This window comes from Cellulomonas sp. P1_C4, assembly GCF_056406355.1.
The window spans coordinates 129,696-153,807 of the sequence record NZ_JBFUAI010000002.1; the positions used below are offsets into that span (position 1 = coordinate 129,696).

Below are 24,112 nucleotides of genomic sequence, written 5' to 3' on the forward strand. Positions count from 1 at the left end.
ATAGATTCCTCCGACGTCGTCGTCGAGCACGATTGAGCGCGTTGATGCTCCCATCCCGTGGGCCGGATTGGGAATGGGGCAAAGCGGGCGAAAGGCGGGGCTGTCCCGCTCCGACGGTGCTTCACGGCGGGCGCTGTCCCCGCCTGGATCCCCCGAGCAGGTCCCCCCAGCGCGCCGAACTCCCCGCCGTCTCCTAGCCTGCGGGGATGCTCCAGCCGAGATCCCGCCGCCGAGCCCTCCTGCGGGCCGTCGGCTTCGGCGTCGGCGTGTCCGTGCCCGTCTTCGTCCTCGCCTACCTGGTGCGCGCGGAGGCGCCGGGGCTGATCCGGTTCGACGAGGAGACGATCGCCGCCGCGACCTCGTTCACCCGTGAGCACCCTGCATTCCTCCGGGCGCTCGTGGTGTGGGAGAAGCTGCTGCGACCCGTCTGGGTCAACCTCGCCGGCGGCCTGGTGTGCCTGTGGGTCTGGCGACGGCACGGCCTGGCCACCCGCGCGCTGTGGGCCTTCGTCACGCTGATGTCCGCGTGGGCGCTGCAGGTCGGCGCGAAGGCGCTCGTGCAGCGGGCCAGGCCCGTGGTGGACGACGCCCTCGAGCACGCGCCGGGGTCGAGCTTTCCCTCCGGTCACGCGACGAACACGGCCGCCGCGGCCCTCACGTTGACGCTTCTCGTCTGGCCCTTGCTCGGACGGCGAGGACGGGTCGTCGTCCCGGTCGTCGGCGGCACCGTCACCCTGATCACCGCCGCGGACCGGGTGTTCCTTGGCGTGCACTACCCGTCCGACGTCATCGCCGGCATCCTGCTCGGCACCGCGATGGCCGGCGCCTCGTACATCGGCTACCAGGGCTGGAGCTTGCCGCCCTCCACAGAAGGGGTCTCATGACTCTCCTCGTCGGCGAGCGGAAGAGCCGCAGCTCCGCCAGCACGTTCGTGCACCGCTACGAGCTCGACACGTCCGCACCCACGTTCGGCTCGGCGTGCCGCGACCTCGCCACGCGGGCGGCGCTCCCCGCCGTCCTGTGGTGGGTCGTCATGGTCGGGACCGGCCTCCTGATCGTCGGGCCGCTCCACGACCTGCCCGCGGAGACCGGGGTCGACAGGTGGTTCGCGGCGCGCCGCATCGCGGGCCTCAACTCCCTCACGCTGGTGCTGTCGAACTTCGGCCAGACGCAGTACGCCATCGCCGTGTGCGTGCTCGTGGTGGCGCTGTTCTGGTGGCGCACGAGGCAGTGGTGGCTGGCCGCGGTCCCGGCGATCGCGCTCGGACTGCAGTCCATCCTCTTCTTCACCGCGTCGCTGCTCGTCGGCCGCGGGCGTCCCGAGGTCGAGCTGCTCGACAACTCGCCGCCGACCACGGCGTACCCGAGCGGCCACACCAGCGCGTCGACGGCGCTCTACGTGTCGCTCACCCTGCTCTGCCAGCGGATCAGCCGGCCGTGGCTGCGGTGGGGGCTGACGGTGGTCTGCCTCCTCGTCCCCTTCGCGGTCGCGACGGCGCGCCTGTACCGCGGCATGCACCACCCCACGGACGTCCTCGTCGGCATGGCGAACGGCCTCGTGTGCGCGTTCCTCGCCTGGCGGTACCTGCGGCGGGACGTGTGAGCGTCGCGAAGGAGCGGTGAGGAACGGCAGGGTTCGCCGGGCGGAGGGCGTGGGATTCGAACCCACGAGAACGGGGTTGTCCCGCTCCAACGGTTTTCAAGACCGTCTCTTTCGGCCGCTCAGACAGCCCTCCCGCGCGAGCCCTCGGCCCGTCGCGGCACGAGTCTCCCACAAGCCCTCGCGAGAATATGGTCTAGACCAGTAGATTCCCTAGGGTCCGCGCGCCTCGCTCCTTGCGGTCAGGGTGAGACGGCCGACGGCCGCGGCGGCCAGTTCCCTCGAGCCTCGGCCACCACGTCGCCTGACCTAGTCAGAACTCCGGCAGCCTGGGCTTCGCAGCGCGACCGGGGCCGCGCGAGGCGGATGCCTTACTTCTCGGCCGCGCTCGCAGAGACCGTGGTCATGGAGCACTCGTGGGGTGGCGACGGCGTGCATGGGGAAGAGTGCTGGACCAGTTGCGCCGTGACTGGTCTAGACCTCATGATGGCGGCAAGGGTCGGGTCGCCACGTGCGGGGCTGTGCCGGTCCGTGCGCACGAAGGCACACGCAGGAGGTCGCACGTGGACGAACCGGAGCAGGGCGCCGGGCACAAGTACCTCGTGGTGCGCGACCACCTCGCCGGCCTCGTTGCGCAGGAACTCCGGGAGGGCGACGCGATCCCCTCCGAGCGCCACCTCAGCCTGCAGTTCGGCCTCTCGCGGATGACCGTGCGGCACGCCGTCGACACCCTCGTCACCGACGGCGTGCTCGTCCGCGAGCACGGGCGCGGCACGTTCGTCGCCCCCCAGCGCATCGACGTGGAGCTGCGGCTGACCACGTTCGATGAGGAGATGCGCCGCCGGGGCATGGAACCCGCGACCACCGTGCTCACCGCCCAGGTGGTCGCCGCAACCCCGGACGTCGCGACCGCGCTCGACATCGAGCCGCGCCAGAAGGTGCACTTTCTCTACCGGGTGCGCAGCGCCGACGGCACGCCCATCTGCGTCGAGCAGGTCTGGGTGCCCGTCGCGCTCGCGCCGTCGCTCTTTGACGCCGGACCGCCCCCGAGCGTGTACGAGGCGCTGCGCGGTCTGGGCCTGGCCCCCGAGTGGGGCGAGGACACGCTGTCCGCCGACGAGGCCACCGACACCGAGGCGTCGCTGCTCGGGCTCGTCGACGCGCGGGCGGTGCTGCGCGCCGAGCGGCGCACCTACTCCGTCGACGCGACGACCATGCTCTCCCGCGCCTGCTACCGCGCCGACCGCTACAGCGTCCGGGTCCCCCTGCGGGCTCGCCGACCGGCGCCCGTGCCGCGCCGCCCCGCGGTGGACGTGTCGTGGTCGTGACCCGCCTGGAGATCGCGGTCCAGGACGTCGGCGGTGCGGCGATCTCGGCCGCGCTGGGGGCCGACCGGCTCGAGCTCTGCGCCGCGCTCGCCGCGACCGGCGGCCTCACGCCGTCGATCGGGCTGCTCGACGCGGTCCTCGCCGCCGTCCCCGCGCACGTCGGCGTCCACGTCCTCGTGCGACCCCGGCCGGGGTCGTTCGTCTACTCCCCGGAAGAGCTCGATGTGCAGGTCAGGGACGTGCGGGCCGTCGTCGCGGCGGGGGCGGCCGGCGTCGTGGTCGGCGCCCTCACCTCCGCCGGCATCGTGGACCAGGCCGCGTTGGGACGGCTGGTGGAGGCCGCGGACGGGCGCGAGGTCACGTTCCACCGCGCGCTCGACACCGTCTCGTCGCTGGGTCCGGCGCTCGACGCGCTCGCGTCGCTCGGCGTCACCCGCGTCCTGACGTCCGGCGGTGCGGCGCGCTGCATCGACGGGGTCGACCGGCTCGCCTCGACCGTGGCGCTGGCCGCCGGTCGCCTGCAGGTCATGGCCGGCGGCGGGGTGCGGCCCGCCGACATCCCCACGCTCGTCGCGGCCGGCGTCGACGCCGTGCACCTCTCGGCAAGCCGGCACGTCGACGAGTCCGGCGGTCCGGGGGGCGGCTCGTCGGGCTGGACGACGACGGACCCGGCGCTGGTGGCCAAGGCCGTCGCCGCCCTCGGGCGCGACTGAACCGAGCCGGTTCAGACGCCCTGGACCGCCTCGAGCCGCCCGGAGGCGATGGCGGCGACCAGCGCGGCGTGGTCCTTCTCGGTGCGGTCGGCGTAGCCGGCGGCGAAGTCGGCGAACGCCTCGTCCGCCACCTTGGACCCGCCGAGATACGCGGCGATGGCGACGCGGTCCCCCGACCGTGCGTGGGCCCGGGCCAGCGTCCAGGCGCAGAGCGCCCCGTAGTCCCGCATGCCGACCGGCACCATGGTCTCGACCACGGCCGAGCCCTTCCAGTCGCGCAGCTGGCGCACGTAGAAGTCCCGGGTGACGCCGTCGATCCCCTCGTTGCGCTGCCACCCGAGCATGGTGTCGCTGGCYGCCTGCATCAGCCGCTGGCCCTCGACCACGCGCTGCCCGGACTGCGTGTACTCGCTGGCTCCGAGGAACTGCTCCAGCACGGACGCCTGAGCCTCCTTGGCCTGAAGCACGAGGTAGTCGTCCCCGTCGGCTCCCTCCAGCAGCAAGATCCAGGCGCGCGTCCCGACGCTTCCGACGCCGACGACCTTCCGCGCCATGTCGACCACGCGGTACTGACCCACCAGGTGCCGCCGGTCCGGCTGCAGGCTCGCCTGGTAGGCACGCACCAGGTCGTTCATCCCGGTGGCAAAGCGCGCGGCGCCCTCCTCGCCCAGCAGCTCGGACATCGAGGTGACCAGGGGCGGGTCCGAGAGGAAGCGCCGGTGGCCGTCGACCACCTCGGTGAGCTTCGCCACGGACTGCAGGTGGTCGCGCGTGCGCGCCTTCTTCACGGTGGACTGGGCAGACTTGGCCTGGGCCTTGCCGAATGTGGTCCCGTTCTTCGCCAGGAAGTCGTCGACGTCGAGCCGGGCGTACCAGACGTCGATGTTCGGCTTGGCTGCGAACTCCCGGATGGTCGTCCGGTAGGCCTTGGCGACGCTCAGCACCAGGTCGCGGCGTTCCTTGCGGCTGAATCCGTTGCCACGGGCGGCGATCTCGACGCTGGCCAAGAGCCGCTTGACGTCCCATTCGAACGGGCCCGGGAGGGTCTCGTCGAAGTCGTTGAGGTCGAACAGCATCCGACGCTCCGGGGTGCCGTACAGGCCGAAGTTCGACAGGTGCGCGTCGCCGCACAGCTGCGCGTCGAGGCCGGTGTCGGGCGTCGCCGCCAGGTCCGACGCCTGGATCAACGCGGCGCCGCGGTAGAAGGTGAACGGGGTGGCCACCATCCGGCCGTACCGGAGCGGAACCAGCTCGGGCAGGCGGGTGTGACCCTGGGAGACCAGCAGCTCGATGGGGTCGGGGCGGGAGAAGCCGGAGCCGACGTCGGCGAGCGCCTCGCGCGGCAGCAGGACCCTGGCCGCGGCACCGCGGGCAGCGCGCTCGTCGCGGCTGAGGTGGGTCACCGGGTCGGCGGCCCGGCGGCGGTGCGGCCGCAGCGGTGGCACGGAACGCGGGGCTCCTGGGGGCAGGACGATCGGGGGCTGCGCACCGGCGCTCTGGTTCATTTCCTGAAACTAAGCCGGTTGTGGCCTGCGGGGAAGGGGGCTGAGCAGCAGGTTCACCCGACCCGTTCCCACCAGTGGGCCGGCCAGCCGGGCGAGACGACCGTGAGCCCGTGCAGCGCCGAGACCTGGGCGAGCTGCACGTCGTACGTCGCGACGCTCCCGACCTCGGGGTGCGCCAACGCCGCGCCGACGTGCAGCGCGACGAACGGGGGGAGCACGCCCGAGACCCTCGTCGCCGCGCGCAGCGTCTGGTCGGAGAAGCGGATGACTTCGACGCGCTCCTCGACGTCGTGGGCCACACCGTTCGCCTCGACACCCCGGGGGCGCGCGGCACGGCGCAGCTCGGTCAGGCCGAGCGGGGTCGTGAGGAGCTGCGCCTCGTGGTCGGCCGCCCACGCCAGCCACTGCGCGCGGCACGGCGCACCCTCGAGGTACCGGGAGAGCGCGGAGCCGTCGGCGTAGACGCGCTGCGTCGGCGGGGCGCTCCGACGGGATGCTGGATCGGAGGCGCGGAGCGGCGGTGCCGAGCCTGCGGGTTCGTCGTCGCGCGCCGCACGCGGCTGCGGGAGCACGCCCGTGCCGTCGCCACCACGCGGACGTGGCGGCGGGACGGAGGACGAGTCGGGCACCCCTCTATGATCCCCCAGCTCACCGGCAGACGACTGCGGCCGGCCCCCCTGCAGGGGCCGGCCGCCGTCGGGTGTGACCTCTGTGGTCACCGGCTGCGCAGACGCTCCATCGCGAGCTGCACGAGCGAGATGAGCGCCTGCTTCGTGGCCGCACGCGACCTGGCGTCCGTGTAGAGCACCGGCACGTGCGCCGGGATGGCGAGCGCCTCGCGGACGTCGTCCAGCTGGTGCTTGGCGACGCCGTCGAAGCAGTTGACACCCACGACGAACGGGATGCCACGGCTCTCGAAGTAGTCGACGGCCGGGAAGCACTGGTCGAGCCGGTCGGTGTCCACCAGCACGACGGCGCCGATGGCGCCGCGGACCAGGTCGTCCCACATGAACAGGAACCGGTCCTGGCCGGGGGTGCCGAACAGGTAGAGCCAGAGCGAGCCCGGCAGGGCGATCCGACCGAAGTCCATCGCCACCGTCGTGGTGGTCTTGCGGTCCGACACGCCGCCGGCGTCGTCGACGCCGACCGAGTGCTCCGTCATCGCGGCCTCGGTGTTGAGGGGCTCGATGTCCGAGATGGAGCCGATGAAGGTCGTCTTGCCGACGGCGAACCCGCCGGCGACGACGATCTTCACGACTGTGGGTGCGACGCTTCCTGCCGTGCCCGCCGGAGCGGCCACAGCGGCGTCAGAGGGCGGAAATGCCATTGAGAACACTCTCCAGCACGCTGAGGGACAGGGCAGGGGACTCACCGGTGTTGACCTCGACCGGCTGTGAGGTGTGCACGCGCACGTACTGCTGGTCTGACAGGTCGGATACCAGGATCCGGATCACGCCGAGTGGCAGGTGGAGCAGAGCGGAGAGCTCTGCCACCGAGATGTAGTTGGACGCTGCATGCTGCAGGATCGCTCGCTTCTCGGGCGGCAGACCCTGGCTCGCGACGGCGCCGGGCATCACCTCGACCAGTGCCTCGAGAGGCAGGTCGGAGCGCGCCGAGCGCACGCGGCCACCGGTCACGGCGTACGGCCGGACCGTTCTGGCCTCGTACTCGATGTGCTCGCTCATGAGTCAGTCTCTCCTCGTGGCTGTCAGGCCACCGGCGCGCGCGTGGCGCCGTCGACGGGAAGCTGACCGCGCATCTCGGAGATGAGCTGCGGCGTGAGGGTCGCCTCGGTACGGGAGACGAGCATCGCCATCTCGTAGCCGATGAGGCCCACGTCGCAGCTGGACTCCGCCACGACGGCGAGGACGGAGCCGTTCGAGACGCTCATGAGGAAGAGGAACAAGTTGTCCATCTCGATGATCGCCTGACGCACCTCCCCCGCACGGAGCTGGCGCGCGGCGCCACGGGTCAGGCTCGACATCCCGGAGACGATGGCCGCGAGCTGGTCGCCGCTGGTGCGGTCGAGCTGCTCGGACATCGCCATGAGAAGACCGTCCGCAGACACCACGAGTGTGTGGCGGGTGCCGGGCACGGTCCGGACGAAGTTGTCCAGGAGCCAGCCGAAGTTGGCTGCCTCGGTGCTGAGCGCGGTCACACTTCCTCCTTGCTGGTGCAGTCGATGACTGCGGGGTCAGACGCCACCATGGCGGTGACGACGGTTGTGGGGTGCGGGGCAGTCATCAGCTCACGCCGTTCTGGCCGGACGGGTCCTCCATGGCGCGACGGCCACGGGTGGTCCCGGACTGGAAGCTCGACAGACGCGACCGGAGCTGGTCCGCGTCACGCTGCACGGGCTTCCCTTCGTCCTCGGTGACGGTCGTCGCCGGGACAGCTGTGGGGACACGCTTGGTCAGGCGCTCCGCGTTGCCACCCGATGCCGCCGGCCGGTAGGCCGAGAGCTGGGAGAGCTCGGAGAGTGCCTGCTCCTGGATGTCCGAACGGAGCGCGAGCATCGCCGCCACCTCGTCGTCGAGCGTGCCGACGCGGGGTGCCACCGACGGCGGCAGCGCGGGCTGCGGGACCGTCGAGGCGGGTGTCGGGTTGCCACCCGGACGAGCAGCCCACTCGGGCGGCTGCCACGAACCGGCCGGTGCAGGCTCAAGAGGAGCCGGCGCCGTCGGGGTCTGAGCGGCCGGGACAGGGGCCGGAGCCGCGGGGGCAGGCCAGGCGGTCGACGCCATCCACGACTGCGACGAGTCGGCGCCGACGGGCGACTGCGGGGCAGCCGCCTCCGACGTCCATGCCGACGTGCGCACGGGCGCGGCCGGGTTGACCGGCGCGGGGGCGGCCACAGGTGCCTGGGCGACCGGGGCGGCGACCTCGGGGGCAGCCTGCTCGGCGGCCTTCTTCTTGCCGAACAGGCTCCAGCGGCGACGCCCCTTGGCGTCGTCCGACGGCGTCTGCACGAGCTCCGCGAACGGCGCCTCAGCCGGCGCAGCCGGGGCTGCGGTCGGTGCCCACGCCGGAGCGGCGACGGGCTCCGGTGCCGCGAACGCGACCGGTGCCTCCTGGTACGCGGGGGCCTGCGGCTCGAAGGCAGCGGGCTCCGGCGTGACGGCGGCTTCCGCCTCGATCGGGCTGAACAGCTGCGTCGGCGAGTCGACCCCGGCCAGCGGCGCCTGGAAGGCCGGCCACGCCGGCGCCTCCTGGACAGGAGCCGCCCACGCGGGTGCCTCCTGCTCGGCGACGGGCTGCGGCTCGGGCTCTGCCGGGACCTCGGTCTCGGCCTGGTACTCGGCCTCGACCTCGGACTCGATGTCGGGCTCGAGGTAGACGCGCTGGAACGCGACACCATCGACGACGGCCAGCTCGGGCTCGGGCTCCGGCGCGACCTCGGCGACAGCCTCGGCGGCCTGCTCCTGCCACTGCGGCGCCTGCCAGGTCGGCGGCTCCCAGGCGGGGGTCGGCCACGCGGCGTCGTCGGCGACGGGCTCCGACTGCTGCTCCTCGGCTGCGGGCTCCTCGACCGGTGCAGCGACCTCGGCGGCGGGCTCCGGCACGATCGGCATGGCGCCGGTGTGCCAGGCACGGGCCTCGTCGAGCGTCCGCTCGAACGGGACGTACGGCGCGGGCACGTCGGAGGCGGGTGCGCCCCAGCCCGAGTAGCCGCTGTACGACGTGAAGCTCCGGACCGGCGCAACGGTCTCGACCGGGGGAGCAACCTCGGCCACCTCGGCCTCGGCAGCGGCCGCTGGTGCAGCGACGCGCGCGGTCAGCGCGACAGGAGCCTCCTCGGAGACGACGGGCGCCTCCCAGGCCGGCTCGTCGTCGACGATCGCCTGGTCCCATGCGTGAGTGTCAGACGCCGCGGGCGGCTCCCACGCAGGGGTCTCCTGAGCGACGGGCGCCTCCCAGGCCGGAGCCTCGGCCGCGGGCGCCTCGGCCTCGGGCGCCTCGGTCTCGGCGGTCTCCCACGCGGCGGTCGGCGCCTCCCAGGCCGGAGCCTCCTCGACGGGAGCCTCCCACGACGCGGGCTCCTGCTCGGCGGGCGTGTCGAGCTCGGCGGTGTCCCACGCGGGGGTCGGCGCCCAGACGGGAGCCTCCTCGACAGGAGCCTCGGTCTCAGCGGCGTCCCACGCGGGGGTCGGCGCCCAGACGGGAGCCTCCTCGACAGGAGCCTCGGTCTCAGCGGCGTCCCACGCGGCGGTCGGCGCCCAGACGGGAGCCTCCTCGACAGGGGCCTCGGTCTCAGCGGCGTCCCACGCGGGAGCCTCCTCGGCAGGAGCCTCAGCCTCAGCGGCGTCCCACGCGGGGGTCGGCGCCCAGACGGGAGCCTCCTCGGCAGGAGCCTCAGCCTCAGCGGTGTCCCACGCGGCGGTCGGCGCCCACGCGGCAGCCTCCTCGACAGGAGCCTCAGCCTCAGCGGCGTCCCACGCGGCGGTCGGCGCGCACGCCGGAGCCTCGTCGGCCTCGGGTGCGGCCTCGGCCAGCGCCGCGGCGGCGACGTTCTGGGCCTCGCGGTGCTCGGCCTCCTGCGCCTCCCACGAGTCCTCGTCGTCGACCAGCTGCGGGACGACCATGGGCTCGGCCGGCGCAGCGTGCGCACCGCTCGACATCCAGGGGGCGCGGACCGCGTTCGACTGGGCCGGCGGCAGGGCGCGCTCGTCCTCGGACTCGAGGGCGGGCACCACCATGTTCTCGTCGGCGTCGGTGGTCGCGGCGGGCGTCTCGGTGCGGCCACGGAAGCCGGAGAAGAGTCCGGCACGGGCCGCCGGCGCCGGCGCGGCGGCGGACGCAGCGGACGACGTCGCCTCCTCCGGCTGGGCCCAGGCGGAGGTCGAGGCGCGGCTGCGGCTCGGCAGGCCACCCTTCTCGGGCGCGAGGGTCGCGGGCTGCCAGTCGGAGCCGGCGGCCTGGATCTCGGGCGCGATGCGGCCGTCGGGGGCCTCGGGCAGGACGAGGTTGTCCTCGTCGAACGTCTTCTTGGACCGCGTCGGCAGCCCGGTGGACTGCGCGAGCTCGGTGACCGGGATGGGTCCGGCGTGCTCGTCCGAGCCGTCCTCACGACGACGACGGTGCGGCAGGCCGAGGGGCGTCTGGCCGTCGGTCAGCGACGCGAGGTCGACCTCCTGGACGACGGGGGCCTCGATCTGCGGCACGCCGGCGTCGTTGCTGGGGGCCGCGAGGGCAGCCGGCGCGCCGCCGCCGTAGAGGGCGGTCTCGTTCGCGACGAACAGCGTGGCGGGGAACTTGACGATCGTCTCGGTGCCCGTGCCGTGCGCGGCCTTGAGGAGCTTCACCTCGGCGCCGAGGCGCTGGGCGATGCGGCCGACGACGAAGAGGCCGAGGCGCTGGTTGCCGAGGGAGTCGCTCGCCGAGGTCGAGAAGATCTTCGCGTTCGCGGCCTCGAGCTCCTGGTCGCTCATGCCCAGGCCCTGGTCGAGGACGCGGACGACGACGAACTGGCCCGAGACGCCGGTGGTGACGATGACGGGGGTCTCCGGCTCGGAGAAGATCGTCGCGTTCTCGAGCAGCTCGGCGAGCAGGTGCGCGGCGCCGAGGGCGTTGAAGCCGTGCATGTGCGGGTCGACCTGCAGGTCGAGCTCGATGCGGTCGTACTGCTCGATCTCCGAGGAGGCCGTGCGGACGACGTCCGAGAGCGGCATGGCGTCGCGCAGGCGACGGCCCGAGTCGATGCCGGCGAGGACGAGGAGCGACTCCGCGTTACGACGCATGCGGGTGGCGAGGTGGTCGAGGCGGAACAGGTTCGCCAGGGTGCTCGGGTCTTCCTCAGCACGCTCCAGCGAGTCGATGAACGACAGCTGGCGGTTGAGCAGGACCTGGTCGCGACGGGCGACGTTGACGAACATCTCCGCGATGGAGCCGCGCAGCGCGGCCTGCTCCTGGGCGACCTGGACCGTGGTCTGGTTCACCGAGTTGAACGCGGCGGCCAGCTGGCCGACCTCGTCGCGGGACGTCACGGGGATGGGCGCCAGCGTGATCTCGGGGCCCTCACCGGGGACGGCCACCTGCTCGACCAGTCGCGGCAGCTGCTCGCGGACGTCACCGGCGGCCTTCGTCAGGCGGCGCAGCGGGACGATGATCGAGCGGGAGACGACGAGGGCGAGGAGCAGCGACAGGAACGCGGCGAGGAAGGCGGCGCCGATGGTGACGAACGCCCGGGTCTGGGCGTCGGCGGCGGCCTGCGAAGCGACGTCGCCGGCCGCGGCCAGGATCTTGTCGTTCACCGCGGACAGGTTCGCCAGCTGAGACTGGACGTCTCCCGCGAAGGCGGTGGGATCGACCGCGGCGAAGCCCTGCGCGTTGCCCTGCGAGAGCAGGGACCGCATCTGCGTGAACTGCGACGTCGGGTCCTTCTGCGGCAGCGCGAGGTCCGGGACGCCGAGGCCGGAGACGGAGTTCCGGGCGCGGCCGCGGGAGAGCTCGGTGGCAGCGGTGCTGTTGGTGAAGGTGCGCAGCAGTGCCGGCGCCTCGGCCCGGGAGCTCCAGAGGGCGACGCCGTTGATGAGCTCGGCGACCAGGTTGTCGGCCGTCTGGCTGGTCTCCTGGTAGGCCGTCACGTACGAGGACAGCTCGCGGTTGTGCAGGGAGTTCGAGACCTGCTCGACGAGGGAGACCTGGCCGGTGATGAGGTCGCCGTAGTTGCGCTGGATCAGGGCGCGCTGGGCCTTGGTGTCCACGCGGGTACGCAGCGAGGGGAGCATCGTGTTGTACGCCGACTGGACCGCGAGGAACTGGTTGACGACCGGCTGCGGGAACTGGGAGAGGTCGAGCTTCGCGGTGTTGGGTCGGACGGAGGCCAGAGCCGCGTCCGTCTCCGCACGCGCCGCGGCGATCTGCTCGGTCGATCCGCCGTTGAGCGACAGGATCCGCTCCATCTGGACCGCGGTCGCCAGCGGGCCGTAAGCCTCGAGCGTGGTGACGACGCCCTCGGCGGCCTTCGCGTAGCGCAGGTCCTGCAGGGCACCGAACGAGATGTACGCGCCGGCGCCAAAGATGACGAGGATGGGGACGGCGAGGACAGCCATCACTTTGGCGCGGATGCCGAGCCGTCGCAGCATGTCGTTCCCTTCCGTCTTCCGGCAACAGGTGTTGCCGCCAAGTCGTGCCGGTGGTGCCCTCTGGTCAGTCGGACCGCGAGGTGTCCCGTTGCCCTTCATCGGCTCTTGGACGTAGGACCATTAGCCCGCGGCAGAGTTTGCCATGGACCTCACCCGGTGGGATACGGCGACCTGACGGCCCTTTCGGGTGTCGTGTGCTAGCAGCCGGGCCTGCAAGGTCCTGGGTTCTGTGCGGGTTACTGTGCGGACGTGCGTGCGGTGGTGATCACGAAGCCGGGTCATCCGGACGTCCTCGCAGTCGACGAGGTGGCCGAACCCGCCCCCGGACCGCTGGACCTGATAGTCGAGGTCGCGGCCGCCGGAGTCAACAGGGCCGACCTCCTCCAGCGCGCCGGTCACTATCCCCCGCCCTCCGGAGCCCCCGCCTGGCCGGGACTCGAGGTGTCCGGGACGGTCGTCGCGCGCGGGGACGGCCTGGGTGCCGACGACCTCGCCGTCGGCGACCGGGTCGCCGCCCTGCTGGCCGGCGGCGGATACGCCGAGCGGGTCGCCGTGCCCGCCGCGCTCGCGCTGCGGATCCCGGAGGGTGTGTCGACCGTCGACGCCGCCGCGCTGCCCGAGGCGCTGGCCGCCGTCTGGTCGAACCTGCGCGCGGCCCGCCTGTCCCCGGGCGAGACCCTGCTCGTGCGCGGCGGCTCGGGCGGCGTCGGGACCGCGGCCGTCCAGCTGGGGCACGCGCTCGGCACCCGCGTGATCGCGACGGCCGGCGGCCCGCAGCGGTGCGCCCGGGTGCGTGACCTCGGGGCCGATGTGGTGGTCGACCACCGTGAGCCCGGCCTGGTCGACCGCGTGCTCGAGGCGACCGACGGCCGCGGCGTCGACGTCGTGCTGGACGTGCTGGGCGCGGGCGGCCTGGCGGACAACCTCGCGATGCTGGCGGACGACGGCCGGCTCGTCGTCATCGGCATGCAGCAGGGCCGGCGGGGCGAGCTGGACCTGGCGGTGCTGCTCGGCAAGCGGGCGAGCATCCTCGGCACGATGCTGCGCTCGCGCCCGCTGGAGCAGAAGGTCGCGATCATGGACGGCGTACGCCGGCACGCGTGGCCGTTCGTCGCCGACGGCTCCGTGCGACCGGTCGTGCACGCTCGGCTGCCGTTCGACCAGGCGGCCGACGCCCACCGGCTGCTGGAGACCGGCGAGGCCTTCGGCAAGGTCCTGCTGATCCCCTAGTCCAGGAGGCCTGCGGCCAGCGCCGGGGCGATCACCGGGGTCAGGGGCAGGCGCGGGATCAAGGTCGCCTGGACCGCGTGGTAGAGATCCGCCTTGCCCGCCCAGACCGTCCGAGACACCTGGTTGTCGGTGCCGAGCTCGTGCCACCACGACCCGCCGACCCGGTCGAGCACATGCTCGCCGATGTACTCCCACCATTGCGTGTAGGCGGCGTCGAACCGCTCCTCGCCCGTCGCGGCGTGCAGCGCGGCGGCTGCGGCCACGGCCTCGGCGGCCACCCAGTGCATGCGCTCGCGCACCACGGGCGCCCCAGACCAGTCGACCGTGTAGACGAAGCCGGGGCCGCCGTCGACGTCCCACCCCTCGCGGACGGCGGCGTCGAACAGCGAGATCGCGTCCGCGAGCAGCCAGGCCGGAGCGACATCGCCCCGCGCGGTGACGGCGGCGCGCGCGTGCAGGGTCAGGCGGGCCCACTCGAGCCAGTGGCCGATGGTGGCGCCGTAGGGACGGAACGGGTGCGCCGGGGTGTCGACGTTGTACTCGAGGTCCGGCACCCAGTCGGCGTCGAAGTGCTCGGGGATGCGCCACGAGTTCCCGGCGGCCCAGCCGTGCACCACGCGCTCGACGATCCGCAGCGCGCGGTCCAGCCATATGCGCTGCCCGGTGACGTCGGCGGCCGCGAGGTAGGCCTCGACCGTGTGCATGTTCGCGTTGACCCCGCGGTAGCCGTCCAACGTCGTGAACGTCCGGTCCCACTCCTCGACCACCATGCCGGCCTCGTCGTCCCAGAACCGCTGCTCGGAGACGGCGAGCGCCTCGTCCAGCAGCGCGCGGGCGCCCGGCCGGCCCGCGGTGACCGCGCTCGACGCCGCGAGGATGACGAACGCGTGCGGGTAGGCGGCCTTCGCGGTGTCCCGCGGGGTCCCGTCGCGCTCGACCTCGGCGAACCAGCCGCCGTGCTCGTCGTCGCGGAACGTGGCGGAGAGCGCCGCGAGGCCGTGGTCGACCAGCGCGGCCGAGCCGGGCCGGCCCAGCAGGTGACCGAGCGCGTACACGTGCGTCATGCGGCAGGCGATCCAGAGCTCCAGGGGTCCCTCGACCGCGAGCCCCGCCTCGTCCTGCCGGGCGAACCCGCCGGGGACCACGGAGGCGCGGCCGAACGCGAGGAGCCGGTCGGTCTCGGCCTCGAGCCAGCGGGCGTGGGCGGGTGTGGTGAGCCAGGCCATGGCGACCACCCTAGCGACGGCACCCGACCCCCTGCGCCGAGCGCCGGAGTCGGTCAGAATGCCCGAGTGACCGACAACGACTCGCAGGACGCCCCCCAGGACGAGCAACCCCGCGTGGTGGTGCTCGACGCCCCGCAGGACGACGACGCCCCCGAGGACATCACCTCGCTCGTCGGCCAGCCCGCCAAGGTCATGCGCATCGGCACGATGATCAAGCAGCTGCTCGACGAGGTGCGCAGCGCGCCGCTCGACGACGCCGCCCGCGCCCGCCTCGCGGAGATCCACGAGCGGTCGCTGCACGAGCTCGAAGAGGGGCTGTCGCCCGAGCTCGTCGCCGAGCTGCACCGCATCACGCTGCCGTTCGTCGAGGACCAGGCCCCGTCCGACGCCGAGCTCCGCATCGCGCAGGCGCAGCTGGTCGGGTGGCTCGAGGGACTGTTCCACGGCATCCAGACCGCGCTGGTGGCGCAGCAGATGGCGGCGCAGTCGCAGCTGACGGGGATCCGTCGCCAGCTGCCGCCCGGCCAGGTCGCGGGCCCGCCGGCGGACGTCGGCCGCCGAGACCCGTCGACCGGGCAGTACCTGTAGCGCACCTCACGCCGGCGGCGGCGCCTCGTCGGTCGCCGGCTCCTCGCGGTCCAGGCCGGTGAGCACGATCGCGCCGGAGACCAGCAGCAGCCCGACCACCTCGAGCCCGTGCGGCACCTGCCCGAGCACGACCGCCCCGACGACGGCCGCGGTCGCGGGCAGCATCGCCAGCAGCACGGCGAAGGTCGCCGCCCGCACGCGCCGCAGCACCACCTGCTCGAGCGCGTAGGGGATCACCGACGAGCACACGGCGATCGCGACGACGAGCGCGGCGAGCCGGGCGTCGTGCAGCACCGGGCCGGCACCGCCGGCCAGGAACGGCGCGAGCACCACGGCCCCGGCGGCCATCGCCACCGACAGGCCGGTGATCCCGCCCGACGCGGCCCGGGCCACGCGCCGGCCCAGCAGGATGTACGCCGCCCAGCACGCGGCCGCCACGCCGATGGCCACGAGCCCGATCACCGCGTCCGGCCCGGCGTCCAGGCTCACCCCGGCCAGCAGCACGACGCCGACGGCCGCGATCGCGATGCCCACGCGGTCCCGCCAGCCGCGTCCCGTCACGGCCGCCACGGCCACCGGCCCGAGGAACTCGATCGACACCGCGGTGCCCAGCGGCAGGTGGTCGATGGCGATGTAGAACGCCACGTTCATCACGCCCAGCACCACGCCGAACACCACGGCGGTGCGCAGCTCCGGGCCCGTCCACAGGGCGCGGGACCGCCACGGTCGTCGCCACACGAGCAGGACGACCGCCGCCACCGCGATGCGCAGCCACGCGACCGTGCCGGCGGCGATCGTGCCGAAGATGCCGACGGCGAGCGCCGCCCCGAGGTACTGGGTCAGCCCCGACAGGACGAACAGCAGGGGCGCGGGCACGGCCTCAGGCTAGGCGAGGCCTCACCCCTTCACGGACCCGGCGAGCAGCCCGCGGACGAAGTACCGCTGCAGGCTCAGGAACACGATCACCGGGATGATGATCGAGACGAACGCCCCGGCCGTGAGCAGATACCACTGCGTCCCCCGCTGACCCGTGAGGTTGTACAGGGCGACGGTCAGCGGCGCGACCTTCTGGGACGACCCGGCGAAGGTCAGCGCGACGAGCAGGTCGTTCCACACCCACAGGAACTGGAAGATGCCGAAGGCCGCGAGCGCGGGCTTGAGGATCGGCAGCATCAGCCGGAAGAAGATCGTCACGTGCCCCGCGCCGTCGACGCGAGCGGCCTCGATCAGCTCGCCGGGGATCTCCTTCATGAAGTTGTGCAGCAGGAACACCGCGAGCGGCAGGGCGAACATGGTGTGCGACAGCCAGATCGCCCAGAACGTGCCCGCGATGTTGATGTCCGCGTAGATGGTCAGCAGCGGGATGAGCGTGACCTGGATGGGCACGATCTGCAGCGCGAACACGGCGACGAACAGCGCGTTCTTGAAGCGGAAGTTCATCCACGCGAACCCGTACGCCGCCAGCGAGGCGATGAGCAGCGGGATGACCACGGCCGGGATGGTGATGACGATCGAGTTGATGATGTACGGCGCGAGCGACGACGAGCTGTCGGACGACAGCACCGTCTGGTAGTTCTCGAGCGTGAAGTTCGGGTTGGTGAAGACGGTCCACCAGCCCGACTTGTTGATGTCCTCGGCCGGCCGGAACGAGCTGATGAAGAGCCCGAGGGTCGGCACGGTCCACACGACCGCCAGCACCACGGCGGCCAGCGAGGCCCACGGGGACGTCAGCCGCTTCTTCGTGGCTTCCGCGACACCCCGGACGTCGCCGGCCTGGTCGTCCGTGCCCCGGACGACGCCGGTCATGTCCAGCTGGGGTCCGACGGTGCTCATCGTGCCTCCGATCGCCGGATCTGCCGGATGTTGTAGACGATGATCGGGATCACCAGGATGAACAGGAGCACGGCCAGGGCCGCACCCAGTCCCTGGTTGCCCGCGCTGAAGCTCTGCGTGAAGAACTCGTTGGCCACGACGCTGGTGCCGAACTGGCCGCCGGTCATGGTGCGCACGATGTCGAAGACCTTGAGGCTGCCGATGGCGATCGTGGTCAGGACGACCACGAGGGTGGGCCGGATGGTCGGGATGGTGATGAACCGGAACATCCCCCACGACGAGACGCCGTCGAGCCGCGCCGCCTCCACCATGTCCGCCGGGATCGCCTTGATCGCCGCGGAGAGGATCGTCATGGCGAAACCTGCCTGGATCCAGATCATCACCACGATGAGGAAGAAGGTGTTCCACGGCTGGTTGATGAGGAACTGCTGGGGTGTGCCGCCGAGCCACACGATGATCTGGTTGAGCAGGCCGATCTGCTGGGGGTTCACCTTCAGCGTCGGGTCGTAGAACCGGTACTCGTAGACGAACTTCCAGATGATCGACGCGCCGACGAACGAGATGGCGATGGGCAGGAAGATCAGCGACTTCGCGAGCGCCTCGCCCTTGGCGCCGTCGACGATGATGGCGTAGATGAGGCCGACGACCGTCGCGACGACCGGGGCCACGAGCACCCAGAGCACGGTGTTGCGCAGGACCACGAGCTGGTCGGGGGACGTGAAGATCGCCGTGTAGTTGTCGACGCCGATGAATGCCTTGCCGGCGGCGTCGAAGAACGAGCGGATGATCGTGCGCACGGCCGGGTAGACCAGGCCGAGCAGGAGGAGCAGGAACGTCGGCCCGACGAAGAACCAGGCGACCCGTTTGACGCCTCGTTTCTCCAGGAGCGAGACGACGAACAGGATCAGACCGATCACGACGGTGAACGCGAGCAGCGCGAGCACCATCGCTCCGAGCTTGTCGGCGAGCTGCATCGGACCTCCGGACGGGGACGACGACGGACAACGGCGGCCGGCGACGGACGACGGCACTGTCGGAGTGCAGGCCGGTCCCCGGGAGCCACGGACGACTCCCGGGGACGGGCCTCAGCTCAGGACGCCGGCCAGGCGGCCTCGATCTTGTCGAGCGTCGACTTCGTGTCCTGCCCCGTGATCCAGTTGGTCGCTTCCTTCCAGAACGCCGTGTTCGCGGCGGCCGGCATGCGGTCCGAGCCGTCGAAGCGGAACACCGAGTTCGGGTCCTGCAGGATCTTGGCGGAGAGCAGGTCGATGGGGTTCACCAGGTTGGCGTTGTCGAGCCCGCTGTTGGCGGTGATCCAGCCGCCGCCCGTGTCCTCCGAGCTCGCCTTCGCCTTGATGTTCGCCCAGGTGTCGGTCGACCAGAACGTCTGGAGCGCCTGCACCTCGGGACGGTCGCTGAACGCGGTCACGAACTCGCCGGCGCCGAGCACCGGGTGGTCGTCGGCCTTCACGCCCGGCAGGTAGAACGCGAAGACGTCGCCGTCCTCGGCCACCTTGGTGCCCTCGGGCCAGTTGGCCGCGTAGAACGACGCCTGACGGTGCAGCGCGCACTGACCGTCGAGGATCGGCAGGCCGCCGTCCTGGAACGCGGTGCTCGCGATGGACGTGACGTCGCCGAAGCCACCGTTCACGTACTTGGTGTTCTTCAGGTAGTCGCCCACGGCGTCGAGCGCCTTGGTCGGGTCGGCCGAGTTGAACGCCTCCTCGTGCGAGACCCACTTGTCGAAGGACTCCGGGCTGGCGACCCGGAGCATCATGTCCTCCATCCAGTCGGTGATCGGCCAGCCGGTCGCGTCACCCGACGCGATGCCGGCGCACCACGGCTTGATCCCGGTGGCGGCGATGTCGTCGGAGAGCTTCTGCAGCTCGTCGAGCGTCGTCGGGACCTCCCAGCCGTTGTCCTTGAACTGCTTCGGCGAGTACCAGACGAGCGACTTGACGCTGGCGCCCGACGGAGCGGCGTAGAACGTGCCGTCGACCGAGCCGTAGTCCTTCCAGGCCGGCTGCCAGAACTTGTCGACGTTGTCCTCGACCGCCTTCGGCGCGGGAACGACCGTGCCCGTCGCCACCAGCTGGGCCAGCAGGCCGGGCTGCGGGACGATGCCGATGTCCGGCGTGTTCTTCGCCTGCGCCTGGACGAGGATCTGCTGCTCGAAGCTCTTGTCGGCCTGGTAGTCGACCTTCACGCCCGTGCAGTCCTCGAACGCCTTGAAGGAGTCCGTGTACGGCTTGTCCTCCGGGGTGGTGATGCCGGCGTAGATCGAGACGGTCTTGCCGCTCAGATCTCCGTACGTGTCGTAGATCGAGCAGTCCGACGACGGGTTGGCCGAGCTCTCGTCGTCTCCCCCGCCACCGCTCGAGCACCCCGTCAGCACGAGCGCGAACCCCGCGCTCGCTGCCGCTGCTGCCACGTACCCGCGACGCTTTCGCGTGCCGTTCATGAGACCTCCACGTCGTCATGCACCGGTTGAGCGCAGGTGAAACCCCCGCGCCCTTGCAAGCGATGCAAGCCGTTACACAACACCGGCGCAACAGGAAAGACCGGGCAAACCGGTCACGATTCAGTCACGACCCGAGCACGGAGGCCGGGCGCGGCCGAGATGGCCCGGATTCATGCGGCAGACCGACGAGATGACCGGATCGTGCGCAGGCTCAGACGAGCAGGCTCCGCAGCACCGCAAGGGCCCCGTCGTCCTCGATACCGCCCGTGACCTCGTCGGCGGCGGCGCGGACCGCCTCTGGCGCGTGGCCCATCGCGACCCCGCGGGCCGCCCAGCGCAGCATCTGCACGTCGTTGCCACCGTCGCCGATCGCGACGGTCGCGTGCGGCTGCACGCCGAGGTGCTGGCGCACCTCCTCGAGCGCGCTGGCCTTGGAGATGCCGCCCGGGGTCAGGTCGAGCCAGGCGGACCAGCCGACGGCGTACTCGACCTCGTGCAGACCCACCCGCTCGACCAGCTCGTGGAACAGCTCGGGCGTGCTGTCGGGGCTGCGGATGACCACGCGGGTGGCCGGGGTCGACGTCAGCTCCTCCCACGACACGACCTCGAGGTCGCCCGACAGCTCCCCGTCGGGGAAGTCGGCCGAGACCCGGAAGCCCAKGCCGAGGTCCTCGACGGCGTACAGGGCGTCCGGCAGCTCGAGCGCGATGGCCCGCAGCGCCGGCCCGGGGTCGAAGGTGACGACGCGGACGATCTCGTAGCCGACGTCCGTGGTCGGGTCGAGCCGCGCGGTGACCGCGCCGTTCGAGCAGACGACCCAGCCGTCGGTCAGGCCGAGCTCGACGGCCACGGGCGCCGCCGAGTGCACCCCCCGGCCGGTCGCGAGCACCACGTGCAGCCCGGAGTCGCGGACGGCGCGGACCGCCTCGCGCACCTCGTCGGAGATCACGCCGTCGTAGGACATGAGCGTCCCGTCGACGTCGAGGGCGACGAGGCGGCAGCGGGTCATCGCACGGGCTCCAGCACCTCGAGGCCCCCGAGATACGGTTGCAGCCCCTCCGGGACGCGCACCGACCCGTCGGCCTGCTGGTGGTTCTCGAGCAGCGCGACGATCCAGCGCGTCGTCGCGAGGGTGCCGTTGAGCGTCGCGACCGGACGCATCGAGCCGTCGGCGGTGCGCTCGCGGACGCCGAGGCGGCGAGCCTGGAACGTCGTGCAGTTGGAGGTCGAGGTGAGCTCGAGGTACCGCTGCTGGCTGGGCAGCCACGCCTCGCAGTCGAACTTGCGGGCGGCGCTGGAGCCCAGGTCGCCCGCGGCGGTGTCGATCACCCGGTACGGCAGCTCGGCGAGGGCCAGCATCTCCTCCTCCCAGGCGAGGATGCGGCGGTGCTCGTCGTAGGCGTCCTCGATCGTCGTGTAGCTGAACGCCTCGACCTTGTGGAACTGGTGCACCCGGATGATCCCGCGGGTGTCCTTGCCGTACGAGCCCGCCTCGCGGCGGTAGCACGCCGACCAGCCCGCGTACCGCTTGGGGCCCTTCGACAGGTCGAGGATCTCGCCCGAGTGGTAGCCCGCGAGCGCGACCTCGCTGGTGCCGACGAGGTACAGGTCGTCGGCCGGGAGGTGGTAGATCTCGTCCGCGTGGGCGCCGAGGAACCCGGTGCCGGCCATGATCTCGGGCTTGACCAGCGTCGGCGTGATGACGGGCGTGAACCCCGCGGACAGGGCCTTGTCGACGGCCGCGTTGAGCAGCGCGAGCTCGAGGCGCGCGCCGATGCCGGTGAGGTAGTAGAACCGCGCGCCCGACACCTTGGCGCCGCGCTCGGTGTCGATGGCCGCGAGGCCCTCGCCCAGCTCGAGGTGGTCGCGCACGGGGAAGTCGAAGTCGCGCGCCTCGCCGACGTGCTTGAGCACGACGTAGTCGTCCTCGCCGCCGGTCGGGACCCCGTCCTCGACGACGTTCGAGATCCGCCGGCTCAGCTCGGTCGCGTGCGTCTCGGCCGCGGCGGCGTCGGCCTGCAGCGCCTTGACCTGCTCCGCCAGGTGCTTGGTGCGGGTCAGCAGCGCCTGCTTCGCCTCGCCCTGCGCCTGCGCGACCTGCTTGCCCAGGGACTTCTGCTCGGCCCGCACCGTCTCGTACTCGGTCAGCGCGGAGCGTCGCCGCGCGTCGGCGTCGAGAACCTGGTCGACGAGGTGGGGGTCGTCCCCCCGCGCCACCTGGCTCGCCCGGACGAGGTCGGGATCCTCCCGCAGGAGCCGCAGATCGATCACCCAAGAACCCTACAGACCCGCGCGCACCTGCTTTTCCGGCCGTCCGCGGGCGGGGCCGTAGATTCTCCGCATGACGTGGGAGGCGTGGGTCGCGGTCGCAGCGGGCATCGCCGCGCTCGCGGCGCTCGTCCTGGTGCTGGTGCTGTGGGTCCGGCAGCGCGAGCTGCGCAGGCGGATCGAGTCGCCGGGCGCCGGGACCAGCGCCCGGGCTCTGCGCCTGGCGCGGGACGTCGAGGAGGCCGGGCAGGTGGTCGCCTTCGTCGCCAACCCGTCCAAGTCGGACGTGCTCGCCCTCAAGGCGGCGATCCTGCGCGCGCGGGAGGCCGAGGGGTACCGCGAACCCCTCTGGTTCGAGACGACGATCGAGGACCCCGGCGTCGGGCAGACGCGCGCGGCGGTCGCCCAGGGGGCCGACGTCGTCGTGGCCATCGGCGGGGACGGGACCGTGCGCGCGGTGGCCGAGGGCCTCGTCGGCACCGGCGTGCCCATGGGCCTCATGCCGCTGGGCACCGGCAACCTGCTGGCCCGCAACCTCGACCTGCCGTTGAGCGACCCGCTCGGCGCCATGCGGATCGCGCTGGAGGGCCGGGACCGGACCATCGACGTCGGCTGGCTGCGGGTGCTGCGCTGGGAGTCCGACATCGACGACGCCGTCACCGACGCGGTCGACGACCTCCCCGACGAGGAGGACCTCCCGCGCGACCACATCTTCCTGGTCATCGCCGGCCTTGGCTTCGACGCCGCGATGGTGGCCGACACCGACGAGCAGCTCAAGCGCCGGGTCGGCTGGATCGCCTACTTCGTGTCCGGCATGCGCCACCTGCACGGCCGCCGGACGCGCATGCACGTGCGGCTCGACGACCAGCCGATGACCACGACGCGGCTGCGCAGCCTGCTCATCGGCAACTGCGGGAAGCTGCCCGGCGGGATCACCCTGCTCCCGGACGCGGTGCTGGACGACGGCTGGCTGGACGTCGCGGCCATCGACACCCGCGGCGGGATCGCCGGCTGGGCGCAGCTGTTCGGCGAGGTGATGATGCAGGGCGCGGGGATGCGGAACGACCTGCCGGCCAAGATCGGCCGCATCGACCACACGCGTGCGCAGGAGGTGCGCGTCGTCGTCCAGGGCGGCGAGCACGTGCAGGTGGACGGCGACATCGTCGGCCGGGTCACCGAGCTGTCGGCCCGCGTGGACCACGCCGCGCTCGTGGTGCGAGTGGCTTTCTGACCGTCAGGTCGCGGTGCCGCCCCGGACCCCCTGCAGCCACGCGCGGGCGCCGACGAAGTCCGTGTCCGCGGTGCCCACGTGAACGGTCGGCTCGACGGCGTCGGCGCGCGGGTACGACCCGAGGAACCGCACGTACGGGCAGCGCCGGTGCAGGCCCATGACGGCCTCCCCGACGCGCTCGTCGGTGATGTGCCCCTCCGCGTCGAGCGAGAAGGAGTACCGGCCGAGGGCGTCGCCGATGGGTCGCGACTCGATGCGGGACAGGTTCACGCCGCGCACCGCGAACTGCTCGAGCATCGCGAGCAGCGCCCCGGCCTCGTTGTCGGGCAGGTGCACCACGAGGGTGGTCTTGTCCGCGCCGGTGGGCGGCGGCACGTCACCGGRGTGACCGACGACGACGAACCGCGTCTGCGCCGAGACGTTGTCCGCCACGTCCTGCGCGAGCGGCACGAGCCCGTACGACTCGACGGCCGCGGGCGGGACGAGCGCGGCGTCGAAGCCGAGGTCCGCCGTGGGCCGCTCCGCGAGGAGCGCCGCGGGCGCGGTGTTGGAGGTCGCGGGGACGTGCACGACGTTCGGCAGGTGGTGCGCGAGCCAGCGCCGGCACTGCACCCACGCGTGCGGGTGGGCCGAGATCCGCTGCACGTCCGCGAGCCGAACGCCCGGCGCGGCGGCCAGCGTGAACTGCACCGGCACGAGCATCTCGCGCAGGATCACCAGCGGGTCGCCCCCCGCGAGGCTGTCGAGCGTGGCGGTGACACCGCCCTCGACCGTGCTCTCGATGGCGACGACCGCGAAGTCGGCGTCACCGGTGCGCACGGCCTCGATCGCGGAGGCGACGTCCGACACGGGCAGGTCCACGCACGCACCCACGGGCACCACCTGCCGCAGCGCGGCCTCGGTGAACGTGCCGGCCGGGCCCAGGTAGGCGTACCTCGGCAGCCCCTTCGACATGGCGTTCCTCCCGTGCAGATGATGTGCACGCTGCACGGATACCCCGCAGCGCCGCCGGGGTCGAGGGTAGTGCGCCCGTAGGCTGGAACG

At 72.3% G+C, this 24,112-nt stretch carries 21 protein-coding genes and 1 tRNA gene; 7 read left to right on the forward strand and 15 right to left on the reverse strand.

Going from position 1 to position 24,112, the window contains the following annotated elements:
- Window positions 1-206: 206 nt before the first annotated feature.
- Both AC1DYZ_RS02150 and AC1DYZ_RS02155 read left to right on the forward strand, forming a co-directional pair.
- Window positions 207-884 (forward strand): phosphatase PAP2 family protein, encoded by a 678-nt coding sequence (locus AC1DYZ_RS02150; RefSeq protein WP_477063579.1) that lies wholly within the window; start codon window positions 207-209, stop codon window positions 882-884.
- On the forward strand, window positions 881-1,603 hold the full coding sequence (locus AC1DYZ_RS02155; protein ID WP_477063580.1) for a phosphatase PAP2 family protein: 723 nt from the start codon (window positions 881-883) through the stop codon (window positions 1,601-1,603). The genes AC1DYZ_RS02150 and AC1DYZ_RS02155 overlap by 4 nt, the downstream gene beginning before the upstream one ends.
- A 41-nt stretch (window positions 1,604-1,644) precedes the next feature.
- Here the strand turns inward: AC1DYZ_RS02155 and AC1DYZ_RS02160 are convergent.
- A tRNA-Ser gene (locus tag AC1DYZ_RS02160) sits at window positions 1,645-1,736 on the reverse strand.
- Between the two features lie 427 nt (window positions 1,737-2,163).
- Here AC1DYZ_RS02160 and AC1DYZ_RS02165 point away from each other — a divergent pair.
- Entirely contained in the window at window positions 2,164-2,928 is a 765-nt protein-coding gene (locus AC1DYZ_RS02165) for a GntR family transcriptional regulator (protein WP_477063581.1), read from the forward strand.
- On the forward strand, window positions 2,919-3,641 hold the full coding sequence (locus AC1DYZ_RS02170; protein WP_477063582.1) for a copper homeostasis protein CutC: 723 nt from the start codon (window positions 2,919-2,921) through the stop codon (window positions 3,639-3,641). The genes AC1DYZ_RS02165 and AC1DYZ_RS02170 overlap by 10 nt, the downstream gene beginning before the upstream one ends.
- An 11-nt stretch (window positions 3,642-3,652) precedes the next feature.
- Here the strand turns inward: AC1DYZ_RS02170 and AC1DYZ_RS02175 are convergent, their stop codons facing one another.
- The 6 genes from AC1DYZ_RS02175 to AC1DYZ_RS02200 form a co-directional block, all read right to left on the reverse strand.
- Entirely contained in the window at window positions 3,653-5,146 is a 1,494-nt protein-coding gene (locus tag AC1DYZ_RS02175; protein ID WP_477063583.1) for a DUF2252 domain-containing protein, read from the reverse strand.
- A gap of 53 nt (window positions 5,147-5,199) precedes the next feature.
- Window positions 5,200-5,775: a type II toxin-antitoxin system VapC family toxin gene (locus AC1DYZ_RS02180; RefSeq protein WP_477063584.1), complete on the reverse strand. Its 576-nt coding sequence runs from the start codon at window positions 5,773-5,775 to the stop codon at window positions 5,200-5,202.
- 86 nt (window positions 5,776-5,861) lie between these two features.
- Entirely contained in the window at window positions 5,862-6,473 is a 612-nt protein-coding gene (locus tag AC1DYZ_RS02185; RefSeq protein WP_055916480.1) for a GTP-binding protein, read from the reverse strand.
- The gene (locus tag AC1DYZ_RS02190; RefSeq protein WP_456824043.1) at window positions 6,454-6,831 is read right to left on the reverse strand and encodes a DUF742 domain-containing protein; all 378 of its coding nucleotides are present in this window, start codon (window positions 6,829-6,831) and stop codon (window positions 6,454-6,456) included. Before AC1DYZ_RS02190 ends, AC1DYZ_RS02185 begins: the two co-directional genes overlap by 20 nt.
- Before the next feature lie 23 nt (window positions 6,832-6,854).
- The gene (locus tag AC1DYZ_RS02195; protein WP_028051268.1) at window positions 6,855-7,304 is read right to left on the reverse strand and encodes a roadblock/LC7 domain-containing protein; all 450 of its coding nucleotides are present in this window, start codon (window positions 7,302-7,304) and stop codon (window positions 6,855-6,857) included.
- An 85-nt stretch (window positions 7,305-7,389) separates the two neighbouring features.
- Window positions 7,390-12,231, reverse strand: a complete 4,842-nt coding sequence (locus AC1DYZ_RS02200; RefSeq protein ID WP_477063585.1) for a HAMP domain-containing sensor histidine kinase — start codon at window positions 12,229-12,231, stop codon at window positions 7,390-7,392.
- A 249-nt stretch (window positions 12,232-12,480) separates the two neighbouring features.
- Between AC1DYZ_RS02200 and AC1DYZ_RS02205 the strand changes: the two genes are divergently transcribed.
- On the forward strand, window positions 12,481-13,461 hold the full coding sequence (locus AC1DYZ_RS02205; RefSeq protein WP_477063586.1) for an NAD(P)H-quinone oxidoreductase: 981 nt from the start codon (window positions 12,481-12,483) through the stop codon (window positions 13,459-13,461).
- Here AC1DYZ_RS02205 and AC1DYZ_RS02210 read toward each other — a convergent pair.
- Complete coding sequence (locus AC1DYZ_RS02210; protein WP_477063587.1) at window positions 13,458-14,687, reverse strand: AGE family epimerase/isomerase; 1,230 nt, start codon at window positions 14,685-14,687, stop codon at window positions 13,458-13,460. The genes AC1DYZ_RS02205 and AC1DYZ_RS02210 overlap by 4 nt on opposite strands.
- Window positions 14,688-14,753: 66 nt before the next feature.
- On the opposite strand from AC1DYZ_RS02210, the gene AC1DYZ_RS02215 reads away from it, so the two are divergent.
- Window positions 14,754-15,275 carry a bacterial proteasome activator family protein gene (locus tag AC1DYZ_RS02215; protein ID WP_477063588.1) on the forward strand — a complete coding sequence of 174 codons (522 nt, stop codon included), beginning with the start codon at window positions 14,754-14,756 and terminating at the stop codon, window positions 15,273-15,275.
- A 6-nt stretch (window positions 15,276-15,281) separates the two neighbouring features.
- On the opposite strand, the gene AC1DYZ_RS02220 is transcribed toward AC1DYZ_RS02215, so the two are convergent.
- The 6 genes from AC1DYZ_RS02220 to serS all read right to left on the reverse strand — a co-directional run bounded on the left by AC1DYZ_RS02220 (window position 15,282) and on the right by serS (window position 21,840).
- A complete protein-coding gene (locus AC1DYZ_RS02220; RefSeq protein ID WP_477063589.1) occupies window positions 15,282-16,151 on the reverse strand; it encodes an EamA family transporter in 870 nt (289 codons plus the stop codon).
- 21 nt (window positions 16,152-16,172) lie between these two features.
- Window positions 16,173-17,081: a carbohydrate ABC transporter permease gene (locus AC1DYZ_RS02225; protein WP_477063680.1), complete on the reverse strand. Its 909-nt coding sequence runs from the start codon at window positions 17,079-17,081 to the stop codon at window positions 16,173-16,175.
- 23 nt (window positions 17,082-17,104) lie between these two features.
- Complete coding sequence (locus AC1DYZ_RS02230) at window positions 17,105-18,082, reverse strand: carbohydrate ABC transporter permease (RefSeq protein WP_477063590.1); 978 nt, start codon at window positions 18,080-18,082, stop codon at window positions 17,105-17,107.
- Between the two features lie 116 nt (window positions 18,083-18,198).
- On the reverse strand, window positions 18,199-19,569 hold the full coding sequence (locus AC1DYZ_RS02235) for an ABC transporter substrate-binding protein (protein ID WP_477063591.1): 1,371 nt from the start codon (window positions 19,567-19,569) through the stop codon (window positions 18,199-18,201).
- Between the two features lie 211 nt (window positions 19,570-19,780).
- Entirely contained in the window at window positions 19,781-20,578 is a 798-nt protein-coding gene (locus AC1DYZ_RS02240; RefSeq protein ID WP_477063592.1) for an HAD family hydrolase, read from the reverse strand.
- Entirely contained in the window at window positions 20,575-21,840 is a 1,266-nt protein-coding gene (gene serS / locus AC1DYZ_RS02245) for a serine--tRNA ligase (protein WP_477063593.1), read from the reverse strand. The genes AC1DYZ_RS02240 and serS overlap by 4 nt, the downstream gene beginning before the upstream one ends.
- 70 nt (window positions 21,841-21,910) lie before the next feature.
- Here serS and AC1DYZ_RS02250 point away from each other — a divergent pair, with 70 nt between their 5' ends.
- Window positions 21,911-23,068: a diacylglycerol/lipid kinase family protein gene (locus tag AC1DYZ_RS02250; RefSeq protein ID WP_477063594.1), complete on the forward strand. Its 1,158-nt coding sequence runs from the start codon at window positions 21,911-21,913 to the stop codon at window positions 23,066-23,068.
- A 3-nt stretch (window positions 23,069-23,071) separates the two neighbouring features.
- On the opposite strand, the gene pheA is transcribed toward AC1DYZ_RS02250, so the two are convergent.
- Window positions 23,072-24,022 carry a prephenate dehydratase gene (gene pheA / locus AC1DYZ_RS02255; RefSeq protein ID WP_477063595.1) on the reverse strand — a complete coding sequence of 317 codons (951 nt, stop codon included), beginning with the start codon at window positions 24,020-24,022 and terminating at the stop codon, window positions 23,072-23,074.
- Window positions 24,023-24,112 lie beyond the last annotated feature (90 nt).

Excerpts from the sequence above, each read along its gene's own strand:
- AC1DYZ_RS02190 (WP_456824043.1), bottom strand. The coding sequence starts at position 6,831 with ATGAGCGAGCACATCGAGTACGAGGCCAGAACGGTCCGGCCGTACGCC.
- AC1DYZ_RS02230 (WP_477063590.1), bottom strand. The coding sequence starts at position 18,082 with ATGCAGCTCGCCGACAAGCTCGGAGCGATGGTGCTCGCGCTGCTCGCG.
- AC1DYZ_RS02210 (WP_477063587.1), bottom strand. The coding sequence starts at position 14,687 with ATGGCCTGGCTCACCACACCCGCCCACGCCCGCTGGCTCGAGGCCGAG.
- AC1DYZ_RS02150 (WP_477063579.1), top strand. The coding sequence starts at position 207 with ATGCTCCAGCCGAGATCCCGCCGCCGAGCCCTCCTGCGGGCCGTCGGC.
- AC1DYZ_RS02200 (WP_477063585.1), bottom strand. The coding sequence starts at position 12,231 with ATGCTGCGACGGCTCGGCATCCGCGCCAAAGTGATGGCTGTCCTCGCC.
- AC1DYZ_RS02155 (WP_477063580.1), top strand. The coding sequence starts at position 881 with ATGACTCTCCTCGTCGGCGAGCGGAAGAGCCGCAGCTCCGCCAGCACG.
- AC1DYZ_RS02250 (WP_477063594.1), top strand. The coding sequence starts at position 21,911 with ATGACGTGGGAGGCGTGGGTCGCGGTCGCAGCGGGCATCGCCGCGCTC.
- AC1DYZ_RS02185 (WP_055916480.1), bottom strand. The coding sequence starts at position 6,473 with ATGGCATTTCCGCCCTCTGACGCCGCTGTGGCCGCTCCGGCGGGCACG.
- AC1DYZ_RS02235 (WP_477063591.1), bottom strand. The coding sequence starts at position 19,569 with ATGAACGGCACGCGAAAGCGTCGCGGGTACGTGGCAGCAGCGGCAGCG.
- AC1DYZ_RS02225 (WP_477063680.1), bottom strand. The coding sequence starts at position 17,081 with ATGACCGGCGTCGTCCGGGGCACGGACGACCAGGCCGGCGACGTCCGG.